General features: G+C 67.1%; 8 protein-coding genes. 5 read left to right on the forward strand and 3 right to left on the reverse strand.

What is annotated here, in order from left to right; all coding sequences use genetic code 11:
• Positions 1-118: 118 nt before the first annotated feature.
• Positions 119-553, reverse strand: a complete 435-nt coding sequence (locus tag KFB96_RS23275; RefSeq protein ID WP_300970857.1) for an FUN14 domain-containing protein — start codon at positions 551-553, stop codon at positions 119-121.
• A 217-nt stretch (positions 554-770) separates the two neighbouring features.
• On the opposite strand from KFB96_RS23275, the gene recC reads away from it, so the two are divergent.
• The 3 genes from recC to recD are packed head-to-tail and all read left to right on the forward strand — an operon-like array spanning position 771 to position 10,482.
• Entirely contained in the window at positions 771-4,424 is a 3,654-nt protein-coding gene (gene recC / locus KFB96_RS23280; protein WP_213457029.1) for an exodeoxyribonuclease V subunit gamma, read from the forward strand.
• The gene (gene recB, locus KFB96_RS23285) at positions 4,421-8,365 is read left to right on the forward strand and encodes an exodeoxyribonuclease V subunit beta (RefSeq protein ID WP_213465313.1); all 3,945 of its coding nucleotides are present in this window, start codon (positions 4,421-4,423) and stop codon (positions 8,363-8,365) included. The genes recC and recB overlap by 4 nt, the downstream gene beginning before the upstream one ends.
• Before the next feature lie 47 nt (positions 8,366-8,412).
• Positions 8,413-10,482 (forward strand): exodeoxyribonuclease V subunit alpha, encoded by a 2,070-nt coding sequence (gene recD / locus KFB96_RS23290; RefSeq protein ID WP_300970859.1) that lies wholly within the window; start codon positions 8,413-8,415, stop codon positions 10,480-10,482.
• A gap of 399 nt (positions 10,483-10,881) precedes the next feature.
• Here recD and KFB96_RS23295 read toward each other — a convergent pair whose 3' ends face one another.
• Complete coding sequence (locus KFB96_RS23295) at positions 10,882-12,555, reverse strand: hypothetical protein (protein ID WP_213456352.1); 1,674 nt, start codon at positions 12,553-12,555, stop codon at positions 10,882-10,884.
• Here KFB96_RS23295 and KFB96_RS27705 point away from each other — a divergent pair.
• A complete protein-coding gene (locus KFB96_RS27705; RefSeq protein ID WP_366931454.1) occupies positions 12,545-12,976 on the forward strand; it encodes a hypothetical protein in 432 nt (143 codons plus the stop codon). The genes KFB96_RS23295 and KFB96_RS27705 overlap by 11 nt on opposite strands.
• A 126-nt stretch (positions 12,977-13,102) precedes the next feature.
• Here KFB96_RS27705 and KFB96_RS23305 read toward each other — a convergent pair whose 3' ends face one another.
• A complete protein-coding gene (locus tag KFB96_RS23305) occupies positions 13,103-13,750 on the reverse strand; it encodes a hypothetical protein (RefSeq protein ID WP_213456351.1) in 648 nt (215 codons plus the stop codon).
• Between the two features lie 274 nt (positions 13,751-14,024).
• Here KFB96_RS23305 and KFB96_RS23310 point away from each other — a divergent pair, with 274 nt between their 5' ends.
• Complete coding sequence (locus KFB96_RS23310) at positions 14,025-14,666, forward strand: transglycosylase SLT domain-containing protein (RefSeq protein ID WP_300970860.1); 642 nt, start codon at positions 14,025-14,027, stop codon at positions 14,664-14,666.
• Positions 14,667-14,722: the final 56 nt, after the last annotated feature.

Genomic DNA, 14,722 nt, shown 5'->3' on the forward strand with positions numbered 1-14,722 from the left:
GGCGCGGTTTAAGCGATTAAAAAATAAAGTCGTTTAAACCGCGTCCCCCCCGCTAAGGGCCGTGGATGCGCCAAACCTCGGACTCACTCGGAAGTGAGCATCTCGCTCTGGACGCGGTTTAAAGCCTGAGGCCCATCACCAAGCCGGCCATGAAGGATGCCGCACTCGTCAGGTTGCCGCCGATGAAGTCGAAAAAAGCGCCTGCATGGACCCCGAGCCAGTCGACCCAGCCGTTGTAGTGGATCTCGAGGCCGGACCAGTTCACGTCCAGAATGCCGGCATACTGCAAGGCAAAGACCCCGAGCAGGATGAGACCGACGACCAGCAGCACCAGCTTGAAGGCCATCTTCAGCGCAAACCCGAGCGCCAGCCCGACCATGAAGGAGAACCCGAGCTTCAGGAAGAAGGTTTCGTTGAAGAGTCCGGCGGCGTCCGTCGGCGCAGTCCCGGCGGCATTGTCCGAGGCCATGGACGCCAGCAGGTCGTTGCCCAGTCGTTCGAGCGAATGGGTTGCCCTCTCGAATGGCGAGGTGTCTTGTGCGGGATGGTCCATCGGGTCTGTCGGCAAGGGGGCGGAAGAAGGTCGGATCGAGTCTGCGAGTCGGCGAGGCGCTAGTGTATACCGAGCACTCGGGATTTTTCGCCGCATTGCACGCCGGGACGACCGTGGCAAACGGATTCTCGAGGCGTTTGACTTCGACCGGCCTCCATGTGGGAATCGGGTGCGCTCCGGTTATCCTTCGCGCACAATGAGCGCCGTTCACCGCTGCATGGAGCTCGACGTGACCACAAGCGCCCTGACGCCCGGCCTGATGCTTGTCCACGGCAACCGCCCGGAAGATCTGCGCGATCTTCTGGTGGAATGGATGGCGCGCTATCCGTTGGCCCCGCTCGAGAACGAGATCATTCTGGTGCAGAGCAACGGCATCGCGCAGTGGCTGAAGCTTGCGCTCGCCGCCGATGCCGATCCAGGCGCGGGGGCGTTTGCCGCCGGCGAGCGAGGCGTCGGGATCGCCGCGGCGCTCGAGATCTCGCTGCCGGCGCGCTTTCTCTGGCGGGTCTACCGGGCGGTGCTCGGTCGCGATGCGGTCCCGGAGGTCTCGCCCTTCGACAAGTCGCGCCTGGTTTGGCGGCTGATGCGACTCCTGCCCGAGCTGTTGGCTCGGCCCGAATACCTGCCGCTACGGCGCTTCCTGCAAACGGATGCCGACCTGCGCAAACGCTTCCAGCTCGCCGAGCGTCTGGCCGATCTCTACGACCAGTATCAGGTCTACCGCGCCGACTGGCTGGCCGCCTGGGGCGGGGGCGAAGACGTGCTGATCGCGGCGCGTGGCGGTCGCCTTCCCTTGCCGGAGGAGCAGCGTTGGCAGTCGGGACTCTGGCGTGCGCTGCTGGCGGATGTCGAGACGGACGGCGAGGGCAGGGGGCAGGCGGCCGGCATCGGTCGCGCGGACGTCCACGAGGCATTCCTGCGCCGTGTGTCCGACTGGCCCGACGATACGCACCCGCGCGGTCTACCCCGTCGGGTGATGGTCTTCGGGATCTCGAGTCTGCCCCGTCAGTCCCTGGAGGTGCTGGCCGGGATGGCGCGCTGGACCCAGGTCCTCATGTGCGTCCACAACCCCTGCGAGCACTACTGGGCCGACATCGTCGCCGACAAGGATCTGTTGCGCGCCGAGCGCAGCCGCCAGCAACGCCGCGACGGCATGCCGACGGACCTCTCCGAGGAGCGGATGCACCTGCACGCACACCCGCTGCTCGCGGCCTGGGGCAAGCAAGGCCGCGACTTCATCGGCCTGCTCGACGAGCACGACGACGCGACGGCTCGGGCGGGCTATCTCGGGCGGTTCAATGCCATCGGCCAGCGGATCGATCTGTTCGACGCCTCGCGAGAGGCTCGCTCTCTGCTCGAACAGCTCCAGGACGACATCCGCGATCTCCGCCCGCTCGCCGAGACCCGCACACATTGGCCCGAGGTGCCTTCCACGGGTGATCCCTCGATCCGCTTCCACATCGCCCACAGTCCGCAGCGCGAGGTCGAGATCCTGCATGACGTCCTGCTCGCGGCCTTCAATGCCGATGCGAGCCTGACCCCGCGCGACATCATCGTCATGGTGCCGGATATCGACACCTACGCGCCGCACATCCAGGCGGTGTTCGGTCTGATCGATCGCGATGATCCGCGCGACATCCCCTACAGCGTGGCGGATCAAGGCCAACGCGCGACCGAGCCTTTGATTCAGGCCCTGGAAAAGCTGCTCGAGCTGCCCCGATCGCGTCTTGCGGTCAGCGATGTGCTCGATCTGCTCGAAGCCCCGGCCGTGCGTCGGCGTTTCGGCGTTGCCGAGACGGACCTCCCGCGTCTCCATCGCTGGATCCGCGGGGCCAACATTCGCTGGGGCCTGCATGCCGAGCAGCGCGCGAGCCTCGATCTGCCGACTCAGCCCGACGCGCAGGCCCAACACACCTGGCTGTTCGGTCTGCGCCGGATGCTGCTCGGCTATGCGGTCGGCGCCGCCGGCGAGGGTGCCTGGCAGGGGATCGAGTCGTTCGACGAGATCGGCGGTCTGGATGCGGTCCTGCTCGGTCCGCTCGTGCACCTGATCGAGCGTCTTGATTCCACCTGGCGGACCCTGCGCGAGCCCGCGACCGTCGCCGACTGGTGCAGGCGTCTGCGCACCCTGATGGCGGATTTCTTCGATGCCGCCGACAGCGGCGAGGCCTTCACGCTCATGCAGCTCGACACCGCCCTGCAGGGATGGCAGGAGGCGTGCGACGAGGCCGCGCTTGCCGAGGAGCTGCCCCTGTCGGTCGTCGGCGAGTATTGGCTCTCTCAGCTCGACGACGGCGGTCTGTCGCAACGCTTCTTCGCCGGCGCCGTCACCTTCGCGACCCTGATGCCGATGCGGGCCATCCCCTTTCGCCGGGTCTGCCTGCTCGGCATGAACGACGGCGATTACCCGCGCACCCGGATCCCGATGGACTTCGACCTCATGGGTCGCGACTACCGACCCGGCGACCGCTCGCGGCGCGAGGACGACCGCTATCTCTTTCTCGAAGCCCTGCTCTCGGCACGGGACCATCTGCACATCTCCTGGGTCGGACGCAGCATTACCGACAACGGCGTGCGACCGCCCTCGGTACTGGTTGCCCAGTTGCGCGACCACCTCGCCGCCGGTTGGCGGATGGCGCTCGACACGGCGCTGTCGGAGGAGCCCCGCGCGCTCGATCCGGGTCAGGCCCTCTTGAATGCACTCACGGTGGAGCATCCGCTCCAGCCCTTCAGTCCCGATTACTTCCCGCCGGAGCCCCACTCGGGGCGGCCGCCGAGCGCCGCCCCGCTCTTCACCTATGCTCACGAGTGGCGTCCCCTCGATGCCCCTCGGCCTCGTCGCCCGGATGCCGCGTCGCAACCGCCGACGGCCGCATTGCCGCCGCTGCCCCGCGACGAGCCGCTCGCGCTGCGCGATCTCGTCGACCTCCTCAAGTCGCCGGTGAAGGCATTCTTCAGCCAGCGGCTCGGGGTCGTCTTCGAGTCCGAGGATCCGACGAGCGAGGATCAAGAGCCCTTTACACTCGACGGGCTCGGCCGGTGGCAGCTGCAAGACGAGCTGATCCGGGTCCAAGCGCAGGCGCTGTCGCACGGCGAGCCGATCGCCGCGGCGCGCGCGAGCCGCCTCGATCGAATCCGCCGGCGCGGCGATCTCGCGCCGGGTGGCTTCGGCGACGCCCTTGCCGCAGACCTGGTCGAACCGATGGATACGCTTTTCGCGAGCTATCAGGACGCGCTCCTCCGCTGGCCGCACCTGAGCGACGACGAAGAAGAGATCCGGTTTCAAGCCGATCTTCCGGCGCCCGTACCCGAGCTGGCGGATTGGATCGGCGCCATCCGCACCGACGCCGAGGGCCTTCGAGGACGTGTGCTCATCGAGGCGAGCGACCTGGTCAAGAACGGTCACTACCGCGGCGAGAAGCTCATCCGTCACTGGGTCGCGCACCTGGCCCTGCATCTGGCCGGCGGACCCCTCACCACGCTGGTCCTCAGCAAGACCGGCCATGTCGAGCTCAAGCCACTGCCGGTCGAGAAGGCGAAGGCGCACCTGACCGCACTGCTGGCGGCTTGGCAGGTCGGTATGTGCCGTCCGCTCCCGCTGGCCGCGAAGACCGCGCTCGAGTGGCTCAAGGCCGGCGATGCGGCGAAGGCGCGCACGACCTACGAGGGCGGCTATATGTACACCGGCGAGGTCGAGACCGACGCCTATCTCGCGCGCGCCTATCCGGACTTCGACGCACTCTGCGCGAGCGGTGAGTTCGCCGAGCTGGCCGAAAGCCTGCTGCGTCCGCTCTATACCGCGATGCATGCCGACGACAAGAAGACGCCGGACCGGCCCGCCGCAGCGCAAGCGACTGGAGCCGCCGCATGAGTCCCGAAAATGGCCGACCCGCAGCGACTGTGGTTTCCGATCAGGCGGATATCGCAGCGATCTCTCGTCGGGCTGAAGCCCGACCCACAGGCTCCGATTCGCTCGATCCGCTGCGCTTTCCGCTGTGGGGCAGCCGACTGATCGAGGCCAGTGCCGGCACCGGCAAGACCTTCACCATCGCGACACTCTATGTGCGCTTGGTGCTCGGTCACGGCCTGCCGAACGACGCGACCCAAGCTGCACAAGACACCGCACCCCGCGCCTTCACCCCGCCCGAGATCCTGGTCGTCACCTTCACCGATGCCGCCACGCGCGAGCTGCGCGACCGCATCCGCGCCCGTCTTGCCGAGGCCGCGACCGCCTTCCGCGCCGATCCTGACGGGATCGCCGCACGCCCCCCGGGCGAGGATCCGCTGCACGACCTGCGCGCCGAATACCCGCCCGAGCGCTGGCCGGCCTGCGCGCGCAAGCTGCAGTTGGCCGCCGAATGGATGGACGAGGCCGCTGTCTCGACCATCCACGGCTGGTGCAATCGGATGCTGCGCGAGCACGCCTTCGACAGCGACAGTCACTTCACCCAGACCCTGGAGACCGATCAGAGCGAGCTGCTCGCCGAGGTGGTGCGCGACTATTGGCGGACCTTCATGGTCCCGCTCGACGCCGAGTCGGTCGCCGAGGTGCGCCAGTGGTGGTCAGGTCCGGAGGCGCTGCAGGGGGCGATCCGGGCACTCGTCGAGCATGCCGATCGGCTCGGGAAGGCGGAACTGCCGGCGGACTCGATCAAGGATGCCCGAAAGGAACGCGAACGCCGCTTGACCGAGCTGAAGAGCCCCTGGTCGGAATGGGCCGATGCGTTGAAACTGCTGCTTGATGAGGCCGTCGCCGCACGGTCGGTCAATGGACGCCAACTGCAGGCACGCTATTACAACAGCTGGCTGGATGCGCTACGTCACTGGGCGGCGGATCCGGTTGCAGTCTCACTTGATCTAAAAACCGGCTGGACGCGTCTGACACCCGATGGAATTGCACAGGCATGGACTCGGGGCGATCCACCGACGCATCCGGCATTCGTGGCGATAACCACCCTGCAAACCGAGCTGAGCAACCTTCCGGATCCGCGCAGCGACATTTTGCGTCACGCGGCCCGCTGGATCGCGGACCGCTTCGCCGCGGAGCAGACTCGACGCGCCCAGATGGGCTTCATCGATCTGCTGACTCGGCTCGATGCCGCCCTGCAAGGCCCCAACGGCGAGCGTCTGGCCGAGATCATCCGCCGCCAGTTCCCCGTCGCCCTGATCGACGAGTTCCAGGACACCGATCCGGTGCAGTACCGCATCTTCGATGCCGTTTACCGGGTCGCGGCGAACGATCCTGCGACCGCGCTCATCCTCATCGGCGACCCCAAACAGGCGATCTATGCCTTTCGCGGCGCGGACATCTACACCTATCTCGCCGCACGCCGAGACTGCGCCGGCCGTCTTTACACCCTGAAGCGAAACTATCGCTCCACGCCCGACATGGTCGCCGCGACCAATCGCTGCTTCGAGGCTGCCGAGACCCGAGCGAGCGGTGCGGGCGCATTCCTCTTCCGCAGCGACAACGACAACGACAACGATACTAATACCGGGGTCGGGACCGACAATCCGGTGCCCTTCATCGCGGCGGACGCGAAAGGGCGCAAGGACGCGCTGCTCATCGACGGCCAACCGCTGTCGGCGCTCACCGCCTGCTGGCTGCCGCCGAACGCACCGGGCAAGCCGCTGAGCAAGGACGCCTATCGCAGCCGGATTGCCGAAGTCTGTGCTGCGGAGATGGTACGTCTGCTCAATCTCGGGCAGACCGGGCACGCGGCCTTTGTCGGCGAGGGCGCATCCAAGCCGTTGCGCCCGGCGCATCTGGCCGTGTTGGTCAACACCGGCAAGGAGGCGGCGATCATCCGCCGCGCCCTCGCGCAACGCGGTGTGCGTAGCGTCTATCTCTCCGACCGGGACTCGGTCTACCAAAGCCCGCAGGTCGGCGAGCTGCAACACTGGCTGGTCGCCTGTGCCGAGCCCGACGACGCCGGCCTGCTGCGCGCCGCGTTGGCCACCGCGACACTCGGTCTGAGCTGGTCCGAGCTCGATCGTCTCAATCACGACGAGCTCGCCTGGGAGTCGCGCGTGCTGCAGTTCCGTGGCTACCGCGACTGCTGGCGCCGCCAAGGCGTGCTGCCCATGCTGCGCCGCCTGCTCAACGACTTTGACGTCCCCGCGCGGTTGCTTGCATCGGAGCCGGGGTTCGACGGGGAGCGCATCCTCACCGATCTGCTCCATCTCGCCGAGCTGCTGCAACAGGCCAGCGTCCTGCTCGACGGCGAGCATGCGCTGATCCGCCATCTCGCCGAGCAGTGCCGGGATGCGGACCGTGGCGCGGGCGGCGATGCCCGCCAGATCCGTCTCGAGAGCGATGCCGATCTGGTGCAGGTGGTGACGGTCCATAAATCCAAGGGACTCGAGTACCCCTTGGTGTTCCTGCCGTTCGCTGCCGATCATCGGCAGATCGCGAAAGCCGACCTGCCGCTCAAATGGCACGACGCACAGGGCCGGCTGCAGCTCGGCCTCTGCGCCGATGAGGAGATCTTGGAACGTGCCGACCGCGAGCGTCTGGGCGAGGATCTGCGCAAGCTCTATGTCGCCCTGACCCGCGCCCGACATGCCACTTGGGTCGGTCTCGCACCGCTGGCCGGCCTGGAAGGCGGCGCCTTCGGGTATCTGCTGGGCGGCGGCGCCGTGCTGGCCCCCGATGGTCTGGAGCAGGCGCTCGAGGACCTGCGCGGCGACTGTGCGTCCATCGCCGTGGTGAAGGCGCCGGAGCCCTCGCCGGAATCCCGGCCCGATGCCTTGATGGAGCGCTTCGCCCAGGCCGGTCCACCGCGCCGTCTCGGGCCGGCACGCACCTCGGTCCCCGTCGTGCGCGAGTCCTGGTGGATCGCCAGCTATTCGGCCCTGCGCACCGTCGTTAGCGGCGACCCGGCGCGGTCCGCGACACCCGCCGAGACGCCGGCCGATCCATCAGCCCGGGCGCCCGCCGCTACGCCGACCGAGGATCGGTTCCGGGAGATGCAGGCCGCGCAAGCGGCTGCGCAGGGCACCGAGCTGTCCCCCGCGACATTGAGCAAGGACGCAAGCGATCGACTGCCCGCCGCAGGATCCATCCATGCCTTCCCGCGCGGGCCGGAGGCGGGCACCTTCCTCCACGATCTTCTCGAATGGGCCGCCAATCCGAGTTTCGCCGAGGCCGCCGCCGATCCGGTGAGACTGCGCGACACCATCGCCCGACGCTGTCAGGTGCGCGGCTGGTCCCAATGGATCGATCCGCTCACGGCCTGGCTGGAGTCCTTCCTGACGACGCCGTTGCCCGTGTCCGCGATGGGCGCGCTTCCGGCCACCACCTTGCGCCTCGTCGACCTGACCGGCGCCGTGCCCGAGATGGAGTTCTGGCTTGCCGCGCACCGCGCCGATACCCGCGAGATCGACCGCCTGGTCTGCACCGACACCCTCGACCGCGCGCCCCGCCCGGCGCTCCAAACCAACATCCTCAACGGCATGCTCAAGGGCTTCATGGATCTGGTGTTCGAGCACGCGGGCCGGTACTACGTGGCCGACTACAAGTCCAACTGGCTCGGCCCGGACGCCGCCGCCTACACCCCGGAGGCCATGCGCGCCGAGATCCTGCACGCGCGCTACGAGCTCCAATACGTCCTCTATCTCTTCGCCCTGCATCGGCTGCTCAAGGCGCGCTTGCCGGACTACGACTACGACCGCCACGTCGGCGGCGCCGTCTATCTCTTCCTGCGCGGCATCGAGGCGCCGAGCCGGGGCATCCATGCCGAGCGTCCACCGCGTGAGCTGATCGAGGCGTTGGATCGCTGCTTTGCGCGCAAGTCGGAGGGGGGGGATTGATGAGCACGGATCCGAGCATGCGAGCGGCAAAGGCCGAAGGAACCCAAATGGACACGCTCCTCGCCCGCTGGGCCGAGCGCGCCTGGCTGCGCGCGCTCGATGTCGCCTTCGCCGATTTCCTCCGCCGGGAGGTGCCGGACGCACCGCCTTTGCTGATCCTCGCCGCGGCGCTCGCGAGCCATCAACTCGGTCGCGGCCACGCCTGTCTCGATCTGGAGGCCACGCTGAAGGATCCGACCTTCGCCCTGTCCTTGCCCCCCGAGGGTACCGACACCGCGCAGACGGACACCCCGCCGCACCCCGCCGAGGTGTTGGACGGCCTGACCCTGCGCGACTGGCAGGCGGCGCTCGCCCATCCCGAACTGGTCGGCCGGGGCGTTGGCGACACGCCGCTCGTCCTGGTCGGTCCGCGACTCTATCTGCGGCGTTACTGGCGCTACGAGCAGGCCGTGCGCGCCGGTATCGACGCCCGCTCGGTACGTTCGCAAGCCCTGCAGGACGCACTTCCGATCGAGGCCATGCGCCCGGTACTCGCGCGTCTCTTCCCGCCCGCCCGCACTCCCGGCCAAACGGCCGACTGGCAGAAGCTCGCCTGCGCGCTCACCGCCCGCAGCGCCTTCAGCATCATCACCGGCGGTCCCGGCACGGGGAAGACCACGACCGTCGTCCGTCTCCTGGCCCTGCTGCAAGCCCTGGCGCTCGTCGAGCCGCCGCCCGGCCAGGCGGCGCGCCCCCTGCGCATCCGTCTCGCGGCACCCACCGGCAAGGCTGCGGCCCGTCTGAACGAATCCATCGCCGCCGCGGTCGCCAGCTTGCCGCTCGACGACCTTGCACAGGGCGAGGCCGTGCGTGCCGCTATCCCCGTCACCGTGAGCACGCTCCACCGTCTGCTCGGCAGCCGTCCGGACACCCGCCGTCTGCGCCACCACGCCGACAACCCGCTGGCGCTCGATGTGCTGGTCATCGACGAGGCATCCATGGTCGATCTGGAGATGATGGCCGCCGTCCTCGATGCCCTGCCGGCAAACGCGCGCCTCATCCTGCTCGGCGACAAGGATCAGCTCGCCTCGGTCGAGGCCGGCGCCGTGCTCGGAGAGCTGTGCGGTCGTGCCCGCGAAGGCCACTACACCCCGAGCACCCGCGATTGGCTGCAGGGCGCGACCGGCGAGCACATCCCGGCCGACCTCATCGATCCTGCCGGCACCTCGCTCGATCAGTCCGTGGTCATGCTGCGTCACAGCCACCGCTTCTCGGCCGACAGCGGCATCGGCCAACTCGCCGAGGCGGTCAATGCGGGCGATCCGGTCAAGGTCCGCGACCTCTGGTTACGCGGTCATGCCGATCTCGCGCTGGTCGCGCTCCACGGCACCGAGGATGCGGCCTTCCGGTCATTGGTCATCGACGGCGCGGCGACCGCGCCGGTCGATCCGCTGCGCGGCGATGGAGCACGACACGCGCAGACCGATGGCGACCCGCCGCGACACGGCTACCGCCACTACCTCGCCACCCTGCGGGAAGGCCAACCCGCCCGCGACGCCGACGCCTGCGCCTACGACGCCTGGGCGCGCGCCGTTCTGCAGGCCCACGGCCGGTTTCAATGTCTCTGCGCCCTGCGCCGCGGCCCTTGGGGTGTGGAGGGACTCAACCAGCGCATCGCCGGCCTGCTGCACGACGCCGATCTCATCCCGGCCAGCGGCGGTTGGTATCTCGGGCGCCCCGTCCTGGTCACCCGCAACGACTACGGCCTGGGGCTCATGAACGGCGACATCGGCATCACCCTGATCCGCCCCGCACCCGGCGATCGCGACTGGACGCTCCGCGTCGCCTTCCCCGCCGGCGACGGCCAAGACGGCATCAAATGGATCCTTCCCAGCCGCCTCCAGGCGGTCGAGACCGTCTACGCGCTCACCGTCCACAAATCCCAAGGCTCCGAATTCAGCCACGCCGCGCTGGTCCTGCCCGAGACCTTGAGCCCTATCCTGACGCGCGAGCTGCTCTACACCGGCATCACTCGCGCCCGCGCCCACCTGACCTTGGTGCAGCCGGGCGGCGATCAGGTTCTCGAACAAGCCGTGCAGCGGCGGGTGTTGCGGGCGAGCGGGTTGATGGAAGGATAAGGGATGAGGGACGAGGGATGAGGGACGAGGGATGAGGGACGAGGGATGAGGGGTGAAGGGTGAAGGGTGAAGGGTGAAGGGTGAAGGGTGAAGGGTGAAGGGTGAAGGGTGAAGGGTAGATGGTCTCGTGACATCCGCTCCGCGGTGTCACGCATGCCCCTGGCGCTCCGCGCCACGTGTCACGATGGCCGACATCGTGAACGAGGCCGATCCGCACGGCAGAATTGTCGTCGTCAGCCGTGCGGTTGCCTGCCGCCTCGATCCGGGATGCGGTTGCGCTCGTGATCATGTCGGTGCCTCGCGTCTTTGCATATCCGAGGGTGGTCTCGATCCGAAACATAGCCGCCTCGAAGGACCGGTGCAAGGCGAGCCCCGGATCTCCGGGGTCGCCTCGACACCTCAGGCGCTGCGCAGCCGGGTCACCTTCACGAGCGCCACCGCAACCAGCGGGAGAACAAAACCGATCGCCAAGGCGGCGATCATCAGGTCGCCCAACTGGCTGTAATCCGCCGGCACGCTCGCCACGCCGCTGACGGGATCCTTGACCTCGCGGGTCACGAGGAAGATCTCGTTGAGATACTTGGTTCCCAATTGGCTCGCCGAGAGGGCCAGATTGCTGAAGGAGGCCATGACGGCGAAGAAGGTAGCCTTGAGGTTGTCCGGGGCCGAGTTGGCGATCCAGGCCAGCATGGGCACCATGGCGACCTGGCCCAAGGGCGACTCCAGTGCCGTGTCCACGATAGCGATGAAGCGGGCATCGACGATGCCTCCGGTCACGGCGGCCGTCCAGTGGTGCAGCCCGAAATACATGCCGACGATGGGCAGGTAGAAGAGGCTGGTGAGCAGGGTCAGGAAGACCACGACGTGGGCGATGGAGTGCTCGGCCATGAAGCGTCGGAAGACGAAGAGCCCCGCCAGCGCCAGCGTGCTGCCGATCAGCGCGAGCACGGACAGGAACTGTTGGTCGAATGCCAACTCGTCGATCATCCACCAGGTCTGGCCGGCACCCGGTCCGGGCATGGCACGGAAGACAAAGATGATGATGGCCGTGCCCAAGAGATAGAGCCGCGCATCGGCGTCCAGGACGCGTACCAGGCGGGACATCAGGAAGAGAACGATGGCCATGGAGCCGACGAAGATGATCTCCTGGTTGTAGGGCACGTCCGTGAGTCCCATCCCCAGCGTGAAGACCACGAAGGCAAGGCTGCCCCCGAGGATCCACCAATTCGGCGTGGTGATCTGGGCGGGCCGTTCCAGGCGTTGTCTGGCGTCCGCCCGATCCAGCCCCTTGGCCATCAGACGACGCAGGTCGCGGCGTTTGATGAAGCTCGCCAGGGCGACGCCCAGGACCGAGATCACCGGGATCGCCAAGGCCATCTGGTAGATGAAGATGTAGGTCGCGACCTTCTCGGCCTCCGACATGGACTCGACCCCGGCGAAGAGGTAGATATTGGCCACGGACACGAGCACCCCGCCGCCGATGATGGCGATCCGTCCCAGGGTCTGCATCGTGGTGTGCATCAGCTTGAGCCGGGCACGCTCGATCGGCTGGCCGTCGACGTCGACCCGCGGGACCGCCTCGACCGTCATGGCATCCGCCACCACGTCCTGGATCACATAGCCGGTCGGAGCGAGCAGCGCGCCGAAGACATACCAGGCTTCCACCGGCATCACCGCGGCCATCGCCTCGGGCTCCGCCAGCAGGCCGAGCATGATCAACAGGCTCCCCGTCAGCATGGACGCGCCGAGATAGACCAGGCCCGCTTTATGGCGCCAGATCAGATCCACCAGGTGCCCCAGCGGCATCTTGAGCACCCAGGGGATCCCGGCCCAGAAGGCCAGTGCGGCCAGGAACGAGGCGGGCAGGCCGAGATAGTCCTTGACGAAGAAGGTGCCGACGATGGCCGTCAGGCCCTGGATGCCGTAGGCCACATAGATCATCAAGGGGGGTAGATAGGAGAGCCGCATCTCGCGCCCCATCTCGAGGATGTTGCGGTCGAGCCAATGGCCGATTGCGGCGATGACTCCGCGTTGATGCCGTCGTCCGGTATGCGGGCTGCGAATGGCGGTCACGTTTGCGTTCTCGAGATCGACAAAGGCCCGAAGGGTACGCCATCACCCTCGCCGAGGCGAGCCACCGGCCTCGACGGTCCGATCCCCGCGTAGCGACGATCCGGAGAACATCCCCGGAGCGGTGCCGCATACCTCCACCTACGCCTTGAACAACGCGACGCTGCCCGACGTGCTCGCGTTGGCCGACAAAGGGTGGCGTGCGGCCCTGAAGGACGATCCGCATCTGCGCAACGGGTCAATGTGTGCGAGGGTCAGGTGGCCCATCCGGCCGTGGCCGATGCGTTGGGCTATCGCGTCGTATCGCCCGCCGACCTGCTTTGAGGGAATCCCGCCTCCGCGGGCGGATTCTCCCGAGACTGCAGCCCCGCGGATCGCGGGGCTCTCGCCGGTCGGGATCCGGCCGGGTGCGCGCATCGAATGAGGCGCGGTGATCATCCGATGCGTCGAGGCCCCGGTTGGATAGGGGGCTCAGCGGTGTCGGACACAAGACATCGGATCGGTACGCCGCGTCGAGCGTGCGACGCGAACGTCCGCCCGATCGATTCCCTCAGGTTCTGGCCTCCCTGACGCGCTTGGACAGGATGGCGCCGCGCATTCCGATGAGCACGAGGGTGCTGGCCAGGAAGGCGACCACGGCGGTGCCGATCATCATGGCCATCGGTTTCTCTTGCGCGTTGGCGATGCCGAAGGCCTCGCCGATCGGGACGAGGATTGCCGTATTCTCCGGCGCGGCCAAGATGTAGGTGCAGAAGGCCAGGAAGGCACCGAAGAAGATGAATTTCCAATCCATGTGCAGGCCGGCGAGCAGGGTCGCGAGGCCGAGCAGGTAGAGCAGCACCAGCAGATATTTCTGATCGTCGAGCGCGGCGCGCACGCCGTGCGTGTGCAGCAGCCACAGAAGACCAATCACGATCCCCCAGTGCATGACCTGCTTCAAGGTATAAAACAAGTAGGATTGATCGCGGACATAGGCCTGTCCGAAGCCGGAGAGCAAGGAGATGAAGGCAACCACCGGGACGAACGTCTCCCAGTAGGGTATGGTTCCGGTCGCATCGTTGCGCGTGAGCGTGATCAGGACGACGGCGCCGACATAAAGAATCACCGATGGCAAGAGTGCCATCATCAGCGAGCCTTGGTCGGTACTTTTGGTTTTTTTCGCGGTCTCCGTCGAGGCAGCGTCTTTGGATTTGAACATTGGGAACCCTCCTTTCGGGTCAGTGGGCGAGTGATCGACGCATCCCCCGGGCGAGGAGGTCCGTCGAATTTGTCAAGCAACCGGATATTAACCCTTACTTTCGATGAGTGTTAAGGGAATTTCAGCAAGAATTTTCGACTGCGCCGGACGATTTCGGCCTTCTCCGAGCGCGACCGTCGGTCGGATCGCGCGCGATTGGCGAGTCTGGCGCAGGAGGATACGTCGGCGAGACAATCGGCGCGCTCGCACCGAGAGATCACGGCCGGCCCCAGCCATGCCGGGCCTTCCGATGGCCGTCGAGCTCCTGCCGACTCTGCCGATGACCAAGGCTCGCGTCGGTAAATGGGCCGCGTCGCAGCGCGCGCGATCAAGCGTTCTCGGTCTCTTAGGCCTCGTGCTTGTGCTCGTCGGAGGTTGTGCCTCCGCGCCCCCCCCGCCGTCCAAACCGCTCGATGCCTGCGCTATCTTCAAAGAGCGCCCGAGCTGGTACAGGGCGACGAAGAAGACCGAGCGCAAATGGGGGACCCCGGTTGCGGTCCAGTTGGCGATCATCCAGGCCGAGTCGAGCTTCCGGCACGACGCCCGGCCGCCGGGACGCGTGTCCAGCGCCTATGGTTACTCGCAGGCGATCGACGGGACCTGGGACTGGTACCGGGAGCAGACGGGCAATCGGCGTGCGAAGCGGACCAATTTCGACCATGCGGTCGACTTCGTCGGTTGGTACACGGACGTTACCCACCGCACGCTCGGTATCTCCAAATGGGACGGCTACCGTCAGTACCTCGCCTACCACGAGGGCCATCGCGGCTTCCAGCGCGGGACCTATCGAAAGAAGGACTGGCTGGTGCGTGTCGCGCGCCGCGTGGATCAGCAAGCAAAGACCTACGGGGCACAACTGCGCTCCTGTCGTCGCTGAGGCATTCCCTTTACCTCGGGCGGAACGCGCACTAGAGTTACCCGGACCCACCGGTG

Origin of the sequence: Thiocapsa sp. (genome assembly GCF_018399035.1) — a bacterium.
GTDB lineage: Bacteria > Pseudomonadota > Gammaproteobacteria > Chromatiales > Chromatiaceae > Thiocapsa.